The following is a 14,796-nucleotide window of genomic DNA, read 5'->3' on the forward strand; positions in this document are numbered from 1 at the left end:
CCTCTCTTCCCATACGTTTAGGCCCCTCAGGGGCCAACTCCCGGTATGAGCCGACTCTATCAGGTCGTGGACCTGCTGATCGCGGCGTTGATCGCCGGCACCTCGACGTTCATCTGGCAGTCAGTGCTCGGGCCGGCGGTCGCGCTGTGGCTCTCGACGCTGTTCGCGGCGATCTACTACTTCTCGCGGAACCCCTGGGGGTCCCCGCGGGGCGAGCAGTTCAACGAGTGGATCGACGACATCTACGACGAGTTTCTCCCCTGATCGAGTACCGAGCGGTACTGTTCGTGAGCGCCCACGTCGGCGTCGACGGACCCGTCGTACCGGACTTCGCCGTGATCGAAGACGGTGAGTCGGTCGAGCAGGCCGTCGAAGGCCGCGACGTGGTGGGTGACCGCCAGCACGGTCCGGTCGTCGGTACAGTACTCCGCCAGGAACGCCCGGAGGCGACGCTGTGACACGTCGTCCAGATCGTTGAACGGCTCGTCGAGGACAGCGTAGGTCGGCCGTTTGAGGAAGCCAAGCGCCAGGTCGAGTTTCTGCTGCCAGCCGCCCGAGAGCGTGCCGGCCGGTCGGTGGGCGACCCGGTCGAGTCCCAGCACGTCGACCAACCGTTCGCGCCACTCCGGTCCCGGACAGCCCGAGAGGCGGCCGAACACGTCGAGGTTCTCCGCGACGGTCAACCCCGGATAGAACGTCGGCGACTGGAAGCTACAGCCAAGGGAGACGGCGGGCACGTCGACGGTGCCGCTCGTCGGCCGGGTCAACCCCAGCAGGAGGTCAAGCAGCGTCGTCTTCCCGCTGCCGTTGGGGCCGACGAGACAGTGACACTGCCCGGGCCGGATCGTCAGGTCGACCGATTCCAGGGCGGTGACTGCGCCGTAGCGCTTGCTGACCGCCTCGAAACGGATCGGCTCAGGCACGGTACCCTCCGCGGTCGTAGTAGGCGACCGTTCCGGCCAGGAGGACGAACGCCAGGACGGTGACGCCACAGAGTGCGAGCAGGTAGTCGGCGTATAACGCGGCCGACTGCCCCTTCAGCGAGACGCCCCGCTGGACGACCATCGAGTAGTGCAGGGGGTTCGCCTTGGCGATCTCGCGCCGGAGCGGCGAGAAGAAGCCGGCCGGATACACCAGGTTCGAGAACGCGAGGCCCCCGAACAGTATCGCCACGTTCGCCATCCGGCCGACGGTCCGAAAGCGGGTGAGAAACATCACGCTCAGGCTCACCGCGGTACAGTAGCCAAACGTCAGCAGCGTCACGGCCACCGCACCCGGCGAGAGCAGGGCGACCGAGAAGTCCAGATACGCCGCGACCCCTTGGAACGCGAGCAGGGGGACCAGCAACAGCGGCGTCAACACGAGGAACTTCCCGGCCAGCAGTTCCCACAGCGACGATTCGACCCTGATCCGGCGGAACACCCGCTGTTCGTCGGCGAGGACGTACGGGACGTACGCGAACGCGAAGAGGAGCGTCACGAGCATCGCGCCGACGCTGACCAGGTACTCCGAGAGCGTGCGGTCCTGGCCGACGGCGATCCGCTCGACGCCCACGTCGGCGGGAAAGACACTGCTCGCGCGGCCCCGGAGGATACTCGCGATGGCGAGCGACGGCTGTTCGTAGGGGACCATCTCCTCTTCGACGTACATCTCGACGGTGACCTGGGCGTTCCGGTCCAGGACACCCTGCGGGACGACGAACACCGCGTACACCTCTTCGCGGGTCAGGGCCCGCATCGCCCGGTCGCGTTCGTCGGCCGCGTAGCTGTGGGGCTCGGAGAACACCGTCGTCACGCCCCGCATCGCGGTCATCTCGTCGTCGGTGACATCCTCGTCGGCGGGGACGAGCGCGACCGGCGTGTCACGGGGGATCACCTGCTGGAAGGCGACGGTCCCGAGCGCGACGATCGACGGCAGGACGATCAGGACGAGCACGACTGTCGACAGGTTGTGGCGGAGCCACCGGACCTCCTTGTACAGCAGGGAGCGAAGCGCCATTCGGCGCTGTTAGCCTTCGTAGAGGTACCGCAGGACAGCCTGGAGCGTATCGACCGAGTCCTCGTAGGTGACGGTGACGGTCGAGCCGTCCTGGGTCACCTCGATGTTGCGCAGCGCCTCCTTGGCGGTCTCGTTTTGCGTGTAGCCCGAGGCGAGCGACGCGGCGCCGTCGGTGACTTCGCTGACATCGGTCGCGCTGCTCTCGCTGGCCGTGAGCATCTGCATCTCCATGCCGGCGGAGTTCGAGGACGTGTAGTAGACGCCGGTGACGATCTCGACGTTCCGGTAGGCGCCCGTATCGACCTGTCCGCCGCTGCTCTCGGGGATCTGCTCCTGGGGAACCGTCGTCGCGAACGTCACCAGCCCGTCCCGGGTCCCGTCGTAGGCCGAGCGGAGGTCGCCGCCGAAGGCCTCGCCGTCACCGGCGGTGACATCGATCGTGTCCTTGACCGCGGCCTCGCTGCCGAAGACGAACTGTCCGTCACCCAACACGGCGAACCAGTCCGCGCTGCCGAAACCGGATGCTTCGGTGGGTCTGTAGACGGTCTGGCCGTTGTAGCTCGTCTCCTCGTACTCGGCCTGGCTGTCGTTTCGGAACGACTCGACGGCCGCGTCGGTCTCCCAGTTCGCGTGGAGGATGACGCCGGCGTACTCGGTCGTCTGGAGGTTTCCGGACTCACTCCGCCGCTGGAAGAAGACCATCTCCTCGGCCTGCTGTGGGTCCAGTCCCGTCTCGGACTGGAACTGGTCGCGGGCCTCACTGACGTTCTCGGGCTGGCTCGGCGCGGTCGCCGAGGCGCTCTCGGCGCCGGCCTCGACGATGGCCTGGGTCGTCGCGTCGTCGGTGATCGCCATGTCGACGTGCACGACGGCGTTGATGTCGGCGGGCACCTGATCGGTCGCCGGCGGCGTGGAGCCACCGCCGCCGCCGAGGCCGAACGTCCCACCGCTACAGCCGGCAAGCGTGAGCATCCCGGCCAGCGACACGACCACGAACAGTTTCCGGAGCGAAGTCTCGTGAATCATAAGCAACTACCTGTTAGTTTACACCCGCCACTAAAGGTGTGTTGGTTCCTCCAAGTACACGCTCGGAAAATTCCTTCCGGCTCGGACGAAACGCTGGGATTCTTATAGTTACCCCCTCTGAGTCACCCACAATGAGCGGCGATATTCCACAGGAGGTGAGCGGGCGATGAGCGACTCGACCGACGAGGTTCGGTCCTACACAGTTCGGCTCGAACTGGTCGACGAACCGGGCGAACTGCTGCGGGCGCTCGAACCCATCGCCGACAACGGCGGGAACCTCCTCTCTATCTTCCACGAGCGGGGCAACGTCACGCCCCGCGGCCACATTCCCGTGGAGGTCGACATGGAGGCGACTCCCGAACGGTTCGACGGGATCGTCGACGCGTTGCGCGACGCGGGGATCAACGTCATCCAGGCCGGCGCGGAGCGCTACAGCGAGACGCTGACGGTCGTCCTCACGGGCCATCTCATCAACACGGACCTCTCGGATACGCTCTCGCGCATCCAAGAGCGAACGGACGCGACGGTGACCGACCTCTCGCTGTCGGCTCCCGAAGGGACCGAAGACGCCTCCAGCGCCCGCATCCGGCTGGCGACCGAACAGAACGCCACCGAGTCGGTGATGGGGACGATCAGGGACCTCGCCGAGGAGAAGGAACTGCGTGTCATCGAACCGCTGGCTGCCGGAGGGGAACTATGAGACTGGCCGTGATGGGTGCCGGCGCGGTCGGTGGCTCGGTCGTCGAACTCGCGGCCGACTACGGCCACACCGTCACCGCCTTCGCCGACTCACAGAGCGCCGCGGTCGACGCGGACGGCCTCGACGCTGCGGCCGTCCTCGACCGGAAAGAACAGGACGGAACCGTCGGCGACGAGCGCCCGGAAGACGCCCTGACGGCGCCCTACGACGTGCTAGTCGAAGCCACGCCGACGACGCTTGGCGACGCAGAACCCGGGTTCGGACACCTCCGGACCGCGCTCGAACGCGACCGTCACGTCGTCCTCGCGAACAAAGGGCCGGTCGCAGAGCGATACGCCGACGTTCGGGCGCTCGAACGGGAGAGCGAGGGGACGGTCCTGTTCGAGGCGACTGTCGGCGGCGCGATGCCGGTGCTCTCGACGGTCGACGACTTCGACCCCGAACACATCACTGCGGTCCGTGGCGTCCTCAACGGCACGGCGAACTTCATCCTCTCGCGGATGGGCGCCGAGGGGCTGGGCTACGAACACGTCCTCGCGGAGGCACAGGACCTCGGTGTGGCCGAAGCCGACCCGACCTTCGACGTTGACGGGACCGACGCCGCGCTGAAAGGCGTCATCGTCGCCAACGTCCTCGCCGACAACGGGACCGAGTACACGCTCGAAGACGCCGATGTCGAGGGGATCCAGGACATCGCCGGGAGCGCGATCGAACTCGCCCAGGAGGAGGGACGGACCGTCCGTCTCATCGCCGAGGTGGCCGAGGGCGAGGTCCGGGTCGGGCCGCGACTCGTCCCGGCGAACGCGCCGCTCGCGCCCACGGGGACCCGCAACATCGTCCAACTGGAGACCGAGCACGCCGGCCGGCTCAACATCTCCGGCCGCGGTGCCGGCGGCCCCGAAACCGCCAGTGCCGTGCTCGCGGATGTCGGTCGACTCGACCAGTAACTGTGTACTGACGGTTTCCGTCCGCTAATTCTTTCCCGAACCCGGCACCGTCCCGTGATTTCTGCCTTCGGGGTACACCGACTAAGCGGCCACTTCTCGAGTTTTAACGCTCGTCCGAGAGGGGGAAATTATTATGTATGCTGGCATAGATTCCGAACGTATGGCGACGCAATCAGATACGGTGGTGCCTGGTGCGGGAGCCGACGACGCAGTGTTCGGGCTCTCGGCGAACATCGCGGCCGCGATCGGGTACGTCCTGCCGATCGTCGCGCTGATCTTCCTCCTGGTGGAGGAAGAGGGGAACGAGTTCCTGCGGTTCAACGCGGCACAGGCCGTCGCCTTCGGCTTTGGCTTGTTCGTCATCCGGTTCGGAGTGGGCCTCGTGATCGGATTTCTGCCGGGGATACTCGCGACGCTGGCCGGGCTGGTCATGTCGCTGCTCAACCTGGTCATCTTCGGGGCGTTCCTCTTCCTGGCGTACAAAGCGTACTCCGAGGAGACTGTCGAACTGCCGGTGTTCGCCGACATCGCGCGCTCCATCGAGGACGCGCTGTAGTCGGTCGTAGCCCCGTTCGCTGGTGGTGCCGAATGCCCTTGCGCCGGGATTTCTCGAGTGTGTCGTCGACGACGTGACCGTTCGGTGCCGACCGAGGCGGCCCTCACCGTTCTCTCCGTTTCACCAGGCACGTAGGCACGGGAGACACGATCGTCGATCCGTCGCCAGCAGCCCCGTCCGGTGCCCACAGTCACGTCTGCCCGTGTTCGGACTGGTCGGTACCGAGCAGTCAGCGCGCCCGTCATGTCACGCCATGCCGAACCGCACGATGGCGGCAGGATGACGCCCGCTCGCTTTCGAAATCATTTTATGAACCACCGGCTAAAGACTCCGATATAGCGCCCCTGCGCGTGAGATTCAACAATGAGCGACGAACAACACCAGAACCTGGCCATCATCGGCCACGTTGACCACGGGAAGAGTACGCTCGTCGGCCGCCTCCTGTACGAGACAGGATCGGTACCCGAGCACGTCATCGAACAGCACAAAGAAGAGGCAGAGGAGAAGGGCAAGGGCGGCTTCGAGTTCGCCTACGTCATGGACAACCTCGCCGAGGAGCGAGAGCGTGGTGTCACCATCGACATCGCCCACCAGGAGTTCAGCACGGACGCCTACGACTTCACCATCGTCGACTGTCCCGGCCACCGTGACTTCGTGAAGAACATGATCACGGGCGCGAGCCAGGCCGACAACGCCGTGCTCGTCGTCGCCGCCGACGACGGTGTCCAGCCCCAGACCCAGGAACACGTCTTCCTGGCCCGGACGCTGGGCATCGGCGAACTCATCGTCGCCGTCAACAAGATGGACCTCGTCGACTACGGCGAGTCCGAGTACAAGCAGGTCGTCGAGGAGGTCAAGGACCTCCTGAACCAGGTCCGCTTCGACACGGAGAACGCGAAGTTCATCCCCGTCTCGGCGTTCGAGGGCGACAACATCGCCGACGAGTCCGAGCACACGGGCTGGTACGACGGCGAGATCCTCATCGAGGCGCTCAACGAACTGCCGGCACCGGAGCCGCCGACGGACGCGCCGCTCCGACTGCCGATCCAGGACGTGTACACCATCTCCGGTATCGGGACGGTCCCGGTGGGCCGTGTCGAGACCGGGATCCTGAACACGGGCGACAACGTCTCGTTCCAGCCCTCGGATGTCGGCGGCGAGGTCAAGACCGTCGAGATGCACCACGAGGAAGTCCCGAAGGCAGAACCCGGTGACAACGTCGGGTTCAACGTCCGCGGGATCGGTAAGGACGATATCCGCCGTGGCGACGTGTGTGGTCCGGCAGAGGACCCGCCGTCGGTCGCCGAGACGTTCCAGGCCCAGATCGTCGTGATGCAGCACCCCTCGGTCATCACCGAAGGGTACACGCCGGTCTTCCACGCCCACACGGCACAGGTCGCCTGTACCATCGAGTCCCTGGACCAGAAGATCGACCCCGCCTCCGGCGAGGTCGCCGAGGAGAACCCCGACTTCATCCAGAACGGCGACGCTGCGGTCGTCACGGTTCGCCCGCAGAAGCCGCTCAGCATCGAGCCGTCCGGCGAGATTCCGGAACTCGGCTCCTTCGCCATCCGCGACATGGGTCAGACCATCGCTGCTGGCAAGGTCCTCAGCGTCAACGAGCGATAATACATGTCCCAGCAGGCACGCGTTCGGCTCGCAGGCACGAGCCCCGACGACCTCGACGACATCTGCGACGACGTGCGGGAGATCGCCGAGAAGACCGGTGTCGAGCTGTCGGGGCCCGTCCCGCTCCCCACGAAGACGCTGGAAGTCCCCACGCGCAAGTCCCCCGACGGTGAGGGGACCGCGACGTGGGAACACTGGGAGATGCGGGTCCACAAGCGGCTGATCGACATCGACGCCGACGAACGGGCGCTGCGCCAGCTGATGCGCATCCAGGTGCCCAACGACGTTTCGATCGAGATCGTCCTCGAAGACTGAGACCGATCGTCGGCTCCGATCCCGTCTCCGGACGGGCCGCACCGAACCGCAGGCCGGGACACGTCCACAGGCTGTGTGAATCGCTATCGAAGGTCGCCCTCACGCGCAGGGTTTTTACGACCCGGCGTTCGAGAGGCAAACGCGCGGGCTCGTAGATCAGTGGCAGATCGCTTCCTTCGCAAGGAAGAGGCCCCGGGTTCAAATCCCGGCGAGTCCATATACGGCGTATCACGATTCTCAGCTCTTCTACCGCCGTCTAATCGCACCCATGATGGACGCTCCTAGATTCGTTGTGGACTAGACGTACACCCGTTTCGACCACGGCCGAACCCTTATCTGATATTCAGGCGTATCGTGCCGTATGAGCACCGGACGCGAGATTCGCCTCATCGAAGAGGACGATGGCTGGTGGTCGGCAGTAGACGAGGAAACCGGTGTTGCCAGTCAGGGACCGTCACGGACGGCGGCGCTCGAAAACCTCGACGAAGCTGTCGAGCTCACCAAGGAAGCGAGAGCCGAGGATACGGCGGCTCCCGAACCCGACGCGCCGTGGTTTGAGGACTCGTGAATGGTCACGAGGGACTTTTCGGGCAGCGAGATCGTCACCGTCCTCCGGAAGTTCGGCTATCGCCACGATCGGACACGTGGTGACCACGCGATTCTCAAATACACCCATCCGGAGACTGGCGAGAAACGGACCGTTACCGTGCCGCTCCACGACCGAGTCCGCGTCGGAACACTGCAGCGGATTGCCGACCAGTGTGGTGCGAACGATTTCCACGCGTGGTGTGAGTGGATCGACGAGCATCGCTGATCGGTGTCGAGGGTAGAACGGAATCCGGACTCACGAGTTGTTCGATGCGGCAGGCCCTGAACCGCACGACAGCGTCGAGATTAATACGGATCTTTCACACGGCGTGACGGAATCCCGGCGAGTCCATATCCGGTTTATCTTCGTTTTCAGGCCTTCTACCGATGTCTAGTCGCACCCATGACGAACTCTCCTGGAATCCGTCGTGATTCGTGTCGGGAACGCTACCGGCTCGATTCGTGTATCGGAATCTGTCTGTCTCGGCCCGACTCAATCGGCCATTTTCCGTGCGTAATCTCTACAGCGCCCATCGCAGGTCGAACCGAGGTCGCAGCAAGGTTTACGTATATACGAGGGTAAAGCATTCGTATATGTCCGATGCAGACACGAGCACGGCAGACGACGGCCCCGAGATGGTGCAGATCAACCTTCGGCTCAGCCAAGCGTTTCTGGACGATATCGATTCGACGTGGAAGGAGCAGGGATTCAATTCTCGCAGCGAGTTCCTGCGGTACGCAGCACGGGACGCCGTGAAACACCCCGAATTCTCCCGTGAAGGATGGAAACAGATTGCGGCGAGCGAACACGACCTTCGCTCGGGTAACGCTGCACTCGTGTCGCGCGAAGAAGTCGTCGAGATGATGGGTCGGGACGAGGATGCCGAGTGACGAGTGGACGTGGAAAACCGCATTGTCTCCAAACTGGACGAGGTCGTCGAGTCGGAGTGGCGCGACCCGGATGAGTTCCTGGAACCGCTCACTGGCGGACCGTTTTCGAAACTCCGTGTCGGGCAGTACCGACTCGCCTGCACGCTCGAGCGGAGCGGGTCGGTGCTAGAAGTTCATCGTATCGAACATCGAAGCGGGGCCTACACCGCTGACGACGACTGATCGGTTCGGGTTTCTAGTCACGAGACAGCATCGAGATTAGTACGATTTTTTCATGCAGTGTGGCGAAACCCCGGCGAATCCATCACGGTTCTCTGCCGGTGCCCGTTCGAGTCGCTTGCTCGTCTCACATGACCGTTCGAGCGCTGCGACTGTCCCGCAGCAGCCGACGGGCCACTCTCTGACAGCGATGGCGGCTACTCGGCCGAGGCGATACCAGCGACTCACAGAACTGATCGTCGAATCCGTTCGACAAGCGCCGTTACTGGGGATCGGCTTCGGGGTTGTGTTTGCGGCGGTACGATCCCACCATCTTCCAGAGGGTGTCGTTGAAGTCGTCGCCGTTCGCTTCGTCCTCGATCTGGCGGTACAGGCTCTCCGGGACTTCGATGCGAGGCATCGAGTGAGTGTACTCCGGGAGGCATAATAAAATCCGTCTGACACGGAATCGAGTAAACCCTTCCACCGTCGGGCGGTTAGGTGTCGAATCCGTAGAGCCACTTCGCCCCGAAGAAGACGAACCACGCCATCCAGACACAGAAGATCGTCAGCCACGCGGCGTACTGGACGGTCGGGCTGGGGGCGAGGACGTACGCCACCACCAGCAGACAACCGACGCTCGCGGCCGCGGCGGCGTCGTAGCGATCCAGCGGCGGTGGCGAGCCCATCGATCCCTACTGTGAGATCCCGTAGGTGTCGTCGGTCCAGTCCCGGGCGGGGTGGTCGTAGACGGGCTCCTCGCGGTCGATGTCGTCGATACGTTCGTGGTCGGCATCGTCCAGTTCCCAGCCGAACAGCTCGCGGTTGGCCCGGACGTGGTCGGGTGAGCTGGACTTGGGCAGGACCACCACGTCGTTCTCGACGGCCCACCTGAGGACGATCTGGGCCGGCGCGCGGTCGTACTCCTCGGCGAGGTCCTGGATCACCGGGTCGTCGAAGACCGCGGTGCGGGCCAGCGGGGCAGCGGCCTCGACGACGGTCCCGGACTCGCGGCAGTACTCGACGACATCCGGTTGGGTGTTCCAGGGGTGGTACTCGATCTGGTTGACGGCGATGGGAACGGGCGAGACGTGGTGGGCCGCCGAGAGCTGGTAGGCGCTGAAGTTCGAGACGCCGACGTTCCGGACCAGCCCTTCCTCGTGGAGGCGAGCCATCGCCCGCAGCGTCTCCCGCAGCGAGATGGCCGGGTTGGGCCAGTGGATCAGGTAGAGATCGAGGTAGTCCGTTCCGAGTCGGTCCAGCGAGGCCTCACAGGACTCGATCACGGACTCGTAGTCGAGGTGTTTGGCCAGGACCTTCGAGGTGAGAAAGAGCTCTTCGCGGTCGTAGTCGGCCAGCGCCTCGCCGATGGCGGCCTCGTTGCGGTAGCCTTCGGCGGTGTCGACGTGGCCGTAGCCGGCGTCGAGGCCCGCACGCACGGACCGTTCGGCGGTGTCGCCCTGGAGTTGCCAGGTGCCGACGCCGACCATCGGGAGTTCGTCGCCGCTGGGAAGTGTCTTGGTGGGGGGTGTCACAGGCGATATCTCGGCCGCGGCCGGCAAAACCGTTGGGCCGTCTGTCACTTCGGTGACCCGACGGTCACGTCGTCGGGGCCACGTCGACCGGTGCGCCCCGGTCGGCGCTGCGAGCCAGGGCGTCGATGGCACGCATGTTGCCCAGCGTCTCGGCGCGGTCGACGGGTGGGGCCGCCCCGCTCGTGGCGGCCTCGGCGAAGGCCTCGACCTGGAGGCGGTACTGGTCGACCGGCTCGAACGTCTCGGTCACCTCGCGGCCGTCGACGGCGTAGGTCAGCGAGACCGACTGATCCGGTTCGGGGCCGAAACAGTCCCGCGCTTCGAGCCAGCCGTCGGTGGTCTCGACCCGGTAGCGCTCGACGTGTGGGGAGTCGAACCCGCAGGCGACCTGGGCGACGCAGCCGTCGTCGTAAGCGAGCGTCCCGGCGAAAGTCGTGTCGACACCCGCATCGCGGCCGTCACTGGCCACGGCGAACGCCCGGTCCGGCTCGCCGAGGAACCCGCGGACGGCGCTGACGGCGTAACACCCCACGTCCATCAGACTCCCGCCGGCCAGTTCCGGGTCGAGGCGGATGTCGTCCGCCCGGTCCAGCCGGAACTTGAACGACGCCTCGACCGCGCGAACGTCGCCCAGCTCCTCGCGGACGACCTCGCGGGCGCGGTGGGTTCTGGGGTGGAACTGGTACATGAACGCCTCCATCAGTGTCACGTCCCGGTCGGCGCAGTACTCGAAGAGGTCGACCGCTTCGGCGCTGTCGACGGTCAGGGGCTTCTCACAGAGGACGTGGTGGCCGTAGTCGGCGGCCCGCTGGCTCCACCGGGCGTGGAGGGCGTTGGGAAGTGGGTTGTACACCGCGTCGATGTCTGCCTCGGCCAGCAGCGTCTCGTAGTCGCCGTAGGCCTCGGGGATGCCCAGGTCGGCGGCGACGCGGCGTGCTCGCTCGCCATCGCGGGAGCCGATCGCCGCGACAGTGTGCTCGCTGGCCTGGATCGCCGGGATCACGTCCTCGCGTCCGATCTTCGCCGTCGAAAGGATGCCAAATCGCATACCTGGGCGGACGCGACCCGCCCTCCTAAACCTCCGTGTCGGAGGCGCCCCGGTCGGCGTCGAGTCGGGCGACCCGCTCGGCGACCGACGCCATGTCCTCGGTCGTCCGGTCCCGGCGGTCGGGGACGAGTTCCGCCGCCACCTCGTGGGCGCGCTCGAAGTGGTCCCGTGCCTCGCGTAACGCGGCGCGGGCGCCCTCCTCGTCGCCGCTCTTGGCGAGCCAGTCGCTCAGGTCCAGTCGGTCCTGTGCCACTCGCCGCCGGGCGTCGACGACGGCGGTCGCGGTGTCGGTGACGGCGGTCCGCAACTGCTCGGGGTCGCCGTCGAACCGTCGGTCCCGGCCCCAGTCGAGCGCCAACGCCGTCCGGTACCGTTCGAGCGCGGTCTCCCAGTGCTCGATCGTGGCCTGCTCGTCGTCGGCCGCACGGGCGGCGTCGGCGGCCTCGCGTGCCCGCTCGATCGGTGCCCGGGCGAGTTGCTCACACTCCCCGTCGACGGTCGCGAGCCGCTCCTCTAGCGGGAGATCGGACACGCCCAGGGAACGCGCCCGCTGGTAGGCCTCGCGGGCCCGTTCGTACGCGTCGTATGCAGCGGCGTACTCGCCGTCGTCCCAGGCCGTGCGGGCGCTCTCGTGGGCTCTGGCGCCCCGGGTCGCGGCGAGTCGACCGCGGGTGTCGGCCGCGTCGTGCTCGATGTCGTCGGCGGCAGCGGTCCCGCGTGCCACCGCACCCGGCCCCAGTTCGCCGAGGTGGTCCCGTGCGTCGGCGAGGTGTGTCTCGGCAGCGTCGAGGGCCTCCACAGCGGTGTCCAGTCGCCCGTCCTCGACGGCGTTGCGGGCCTCGCACACCCGGTCGTCGGCCCGGTCGAACAGCGTCTCGGCCCGGGTCCAGCACTGGACGGCCTCGTCGACGTACCCCGCGACCGGGTCGAGGTCGCCACGGCAGGCGAACTGCCAGCGCTGTTTTCCCTCGGCGACGAGTTCCAGCGTCGAGGCGAGGAAGTTCGCGGTCGTCTCGACGGTCAGCACGTCGCTGTAGGGCAACGAGAAGACGCGGTCGCCGTCACTGCCGTCCCCACCGACGACGAACAGGAGTCGGGTGTCCGTGGCGACGGCGAAGGCCCGATAGCTCCCACTGGGGGTGTAGGTGTCGGGACCGCCGTGGATACAGGTCACGCCCCGCTTCTTGTTCCAGGCGACGTATCGCGCCCGTTCGGTCTCGCGGAGGTGTGTCGACAGCGGCGAACACAACAGGGACCGCCCGAGAACACCGTCGCTCTCCGTTCGGTCGAGAACCGCCCCGTCGGTCGCCGTGCGATCGATCACCCGGTCCATCCGGCCACCCTGGCGATACGTGCCACTCGTGTTGTTTTGTTGCCATCCCGAGATAAGCGCTTCGTCGCCGGTCAGTGTGGATGGCTCCCACCGGTCGGTTGGCGCCGCGGCGGCCGTTTCGAGAGGTCGGCGACACAGGTCCGACAGAACCGGTAACTGGGGTCGTTCGTCGTGCCACACTGGGGGCAGTTGACCCGCTCGTCGCTGGCCTCCAGGGGCCGGTCGGGTTCGGCCTCGGACTGGGTCGCGGCCGTGGCGACTTCGTCGCGACTGCGGTAGGCGTACAGCATCGTCAGTACGTGGATGCCCACCAGCAGTGCGATGGCGCCGTACAGCCACTCGGTCCCCATCATGTTCGATACTACGACGAGCCGACACTTGAGGGTTGTGGGTAGTTACCACACCGGTCGGCAGGTCGACTTCGAGGAAGCGATCCGGAACCCGACCACCGCTGACGCGGTGCTCGTAGGCCTATCGCCTGCACGATGGCGACCACTGCAACTGGCCGTGGGCGGTCCGACATCTCAGTCATCGAAACAAAGTCTTACCATGGTAGTCCGTCTACGTCCGGATAATGGACTCCGACGAGGGGCCGGCGCCCCCGGTGCTTCTCGACCAGGTACTCGACAAGGTCGTCCTCGTCGACGCCGACGGCGACTACCTGTACGCGAACGCCGCGGTCGGGCGCATCCTCGGATTCGAGCCCGAGACACTGGTCGGGGACAACGCCTTCGACTACATCCACCCCGCCGACCGGGACGCGACACGGGCCACCTTCGAGACGGTCATCGCTACCCAGGAGGCGACCGCGGAGACGGTTTCGTACCGGCACCGGGACAGTACCGGAGGGTGGGTCTGGCTTGAGAGCCAGTTCTCGAACCGGACGGACGAGAAACTCGACGGGTACGTCGTCAGTTCCCGGGAGATCACACGTCGGCGGGAGGCCGAACGCGAACGCGCGGCCGTCGAGGAGCAACTGCTCGACCTCTCGCAGGCGGCCGACGACGTGCTCTGGCTGTTCGAGGGCGACTGGAGCGAACTCCTGTTTGTCAACTCCGCCTACGAGACGGTCTACGGACAGTCCCCGGACACCGTCCGGGCGGACCCGATGGCGTTTCTCGACGCGGTCCATCCCGACGATGTCGACCTGGTCGTCGACGCGCTGGACCGACTCGCCGCCGGCGAGTCCGTCGACATCGAGTACCGCGTCAACCCGCGTCGGGACTACGGCGTCTGGGTCTGGGTCCGAGGAACCCCGATCGTCAGGGACGGGACGGTCGACCGTATCGCCGGGTTCACCCGCGACATCTCGGACCGCCGGCGACGGGAGCGCCATCTCGTCGTGATGGGCAACATCCTCCGGCACAACCTGCGCAACGACATGACGACGATCGTCGGGAACGCCGACCTGATCGCCGACCGGGGCGGCGACGAGGTGGCGCCGTTCGTCGAGACGATCGTCCGCGTCGGCGAGGCGCTGCTGGACGACGCCGAGACCCAGCGGCGGATCATCGACCTGCTCACCGACCACGGGGGGCCGGACACCCGTGATATCGCCGCCACCGTCGAGGACGCGGTCGAGACGCTCCGGGAGACCTATCCCGACGCCGTCGTCGAGACCGACATCCCGGAGACGGCCGACGCCCGGGCGCTGCCGGAGATCGGTGCCGCCGTGGCGGAACTGCTCGACAACGCCGTGATCCACGCCGAAGTCGAGGCGCCGACCGTGGCGGTATCGGTCCGGACCGACGAGGAGTGGGTGGTGATCGAGGTGTGTGACGACTGTCCGTCGATCCCCGCCGAGGAGTTCGGCGTGCTCACGGGCGACCTGCCGATGGACGAAGTCACGCACACCACCGGGCTCGGGCTCTGGCTGGTCTTCTGGTGTGTCGATCTCTCGGGCGGACGGATCGCGTTCGACGAGGCCACCGACGGGAACCGCATCACGGTGTCGCTGCCGGCCGAGTGACCCGACTTTCAAGTAGGGTGACGGGGCCAGAGCCCACAGGATGCGATCACCGACAGTCCGGAG

Annotated in this window: 19 protein-coding genes, 1 tRNA gene and 1 pseudogene; 12 read left to right on the plus strand and 9 right to left on the minus strand. The window is 66.2% G+C overall.

The genetic code is table 11. The features are described 5' to 3' along the window. Positions 1-45: 45 nt before the first annotated feature. Positions 46-264 carry a hypothetical protein gene (locus P1L40_RS11890; RefSeq protein WP_284007244.1) on the plus strand — a complete coding sequence of 73 codons (219 nt, stop codon included), beginning with the start codon at positions 46-48 and terminating at the stop codon, positions 262-264. Here P1L40_RS11890 and P1L40_RS11895 read toward each other — a convergent pair. From P1L40_RS11895 to P1L40_RS11905, 3 genes are read right to left on the minus strand one after another with little or no spacing between them, the layout of a single operon-like run. Continuing rightward, positions 243-923, minus strand: a complete 681-nt coding sequence (locus P1L40_RS11895) for an ABC transporter ATP-binding protein (protein WP_284007245.1) — start codon at positions 921-923, stop codon at positions 243-245. The two genes, P1L40_RS11890 and P1L40_RS11895, sit on opposite strands and share 22 nt — an antisense overlap. Continuing rightward, positions 916-1,998: an ABC transporter permease gene (locus P1L40_RS11900; RefSeq protein WP_284007247.1), complete on the minus strand. Its 1,083-nt coding sequence runs from the start codon at positions 1,996-1,998 to the stop codon at positions 916-918. The genes P1L40_RS11895 and P1L40_RS11900 overlap by 8 nt, the downstream gene beginning before the upstream one ends. A 9-nt stretch (positions 1,999-2,007) precedes the next feature. Next, positions 2,008-3,024, minus strand: a complete 1,017-nt coding sequence (locus P1L40_RS11905; RefSeq protein WP_284007248.1) for a hypothetical protein — start codon at positions 3,022-3,024, stop codon at positions 2,008-2,010. A gap of 166 nt (positions 3,025-3,190) precedes the next feature. On the opposite strand from P1L40_RS11905, the gene P1L40_RS11910 reads away from it, so the two are divergent. The 10 genes and pseudogenes from P1L40_RS11910 to P1L40_RS11955 form a co-directional block, all read left to right on the plus strand. Next, positions 3,191-3,724, plus strand: a complete 534-nt coding sequence (locus P1L40_RS11910; protein WP_284007250.1) for an amino acid-binding protein — start codon at positions 3,191-3,193, stop codon at positions 3,722-3,724. Further along, complete coding sequence (locus P1L40_RS11915; protein ID WP_284007252.1) at positions 3,721-4,671, plus strand: homoserine dehydrogenase; 951 nt, start codon at positions 3,721-3,723, stop codon at positions 4,669-4,671. The genes P1L40_RS11910 and P1L40_RS11915 overlap by 4 nt, the downstream gene beginning before the upstream one ends. A gap of 160 nt (positions 4,672-4,831) precedes the next feature. Beyond that, positions 4,832-5,227: a DUF4870 domain-containing protein gene (locus P1L40_RS11920; RefSeq protein WP_284007254.1), complete on the plus strand. Its 396-nt coding sequence runs from the start codon at positions 4,832-4,834 to the stop codon at positions 5,225-5,227. Between the two features lie 363 nt (positions 5,228-5,590). Then, positions 5,591-6,856 (plus strand): translation elongation factor EF-1 subunit alpha, encoded by a 1,266-nt coding sequence (gene tuf, locus P1L40_RS11925; protein ID WP_284007255.1) that lies wholly within the window; start codon positions 5,591-5,593, stop codon positions 6,854-6,856. Between the two features lie 3 nt (positions 6,857-6,859). Next, positions 6,860-7,171, plus strand: coding sequence for a 30S ribosomal protein S10 (gene rpsJ / locus P1L40_RS11930; protein WP_284007256.1), 312 nt, complete (start codon positions 6,860-6,862; stop codon positions 7,169-7,171). A 145-nt stretch (positions 7,172-7,316) separates the two neighbouring features. Next, a tRNA-Ala gene (locus P1L40_RS11935) sits at positions 7,317-7,388 on the plus strand. 144 nt (positions 7,389-7,532) lie between these two features. Then, positions 7,533-7,739: a type II toxin-antitoxin system HicB family antitoxin gene (locus P1L40_RS11940; RefSeq protein ID WP_284007258.1), complete on the plus strand. Its 207-nt coding sequence runs from the start codon at positions 7,533-7,535 to the stop codon at positions 7,737-7,739. Continuing rightward, positions 7,740-7,985, plus strand: a complete 246-nt coding sequence (locus P1L40_RS11945) for a type II toxin-antitoxin system HicA family toxin (protein ID WP_284007259.1) — start codon at positions 7,740-7,742, stop codon at positions 7,983-7,985. 368 nt (positions 7,986-8,353) lie between these two features. Further along, complete coding sequence (locus tag P1L40_RS11950; protein WP_284007260.1) at positions 8,354-8,650, plus strand: ribbon-helix-helix domain-containing protein; 297 nt, start codon at positions 8,354-8,356, stop codon at positions 8,648-8,650. 9 nt (positions 8,651-8,659) lie between these two features. Then, a pseudogene (locus tag P1L40_RS11955) lies at positions 8,660-8,872 on the plus strand (type II toxin-antitoxin system RelE family toxin); the annotation flags it as partial. A 259-nt stretch (positions 8,873-9,131) separates the two neighbouring features. On the opposite strand, the gene P1L40_RS11960 reads toward P1L40_RS11955, so the two are convergent. From P1L40_RS11960 to P1L40_RS11985, 6 genes are all read right to left on the minus strand, one after another. Beyond that, positions 9,132-9,269, minus strand: a complete 138-nt coding sequence (locus tag P1L40_RS11960) for a hypothetical protein (RefSeq protein WP_284007262.1) — start codon at positions 9,267-9,269, stop codon at positions 9,132-9,134. 76 nt (positions 9,270-9,345) lie between these two features. After that, positions 9,346-9,537, minus strand: coding sequence for a hypothetical protein (locus P1L40_RS11965; RefSeq protein ID WP_284007264.1), 192 nt, complete (start codon positions 9,535-9,537; stop codon positions 9,346-9,348). A 6-nt stretch (positions 9,538-9,543) separates the two neighbouring features. Next, positions 9,544-10,383: an aldo/keto reductase gene (locus P1L40_RS11970; RefSeq protein WP_419181181.1), complete on the minus strand. Its 840-nt coding sequence runs from the start codon at positions 10,381-10,383 to the stop codon at positions 9,544-9,546. Between the two features lie 64 nt (positions 10,384-10,447). Further along, positions 10,448-11,431 carry a Gfo/Idh/MocA family protein gene (locus P1L40_RS11975; RefSeq protein WP_284007266.1) on the minus strand — a complete coding sequence of 328 codons (984 nt, stop codon included), beginning with the start codon at positions 11,429-11,431 and terminating at the stop codon, positions 10,448-10,450. A 25-nt stretch (positions 11,432-11,456) separates the two neighbouring features. Continuing rightward, complete coding sequence (locus P1L40_RS11980; protein WP_284007268.1) at positions 11,457-12,764, minus strand: coiled-coil domain-containing protein; 1,308 nt, start codon at positions 12,762-12,764, stop codon at positions 11,457-11,459. Between the two features lie 71 nt (positions 12,765-12,835). Further along, positions 12,836-13,117 (minus strand): DUF7577 domain-containing protein, encoded by a 282-nt coding sequence (locus tag P1L40_RS11985; protein ID WP_284007269.1) that lies wholly within the window; start codon positions 13,115-13,117, stop codon positions 12,836-12,838. A gap of 221 nt (positions 13,118-13,338) precedes the next feature. On the opposite strand from P1L40_RS11985, the gene P1L40_RS11990 reads away from it, so the two are divergent. Beyond that, entirely contained in the window at positions 13,339-14,733 is a 1,395-nt protein-coding gene (locus P1L40_RS11990; protein WP_284007271.1) for a PAS domain-containing sensor histidine kinase, read from the plus strand. The last annotated feature ends 63 nt before the right edge of the window (positions 14,734-14,796 follow it).

It is taken from the genome of Haloarcula pelagica (genome assembly GCF_030127105.1).
GTDB classification, from domain to species: Archaea; Halobacteriota; Halobacteria; order Halobacteriales; family Haloarculaceae; genus Haloarcula; species Haloarcula pelagica.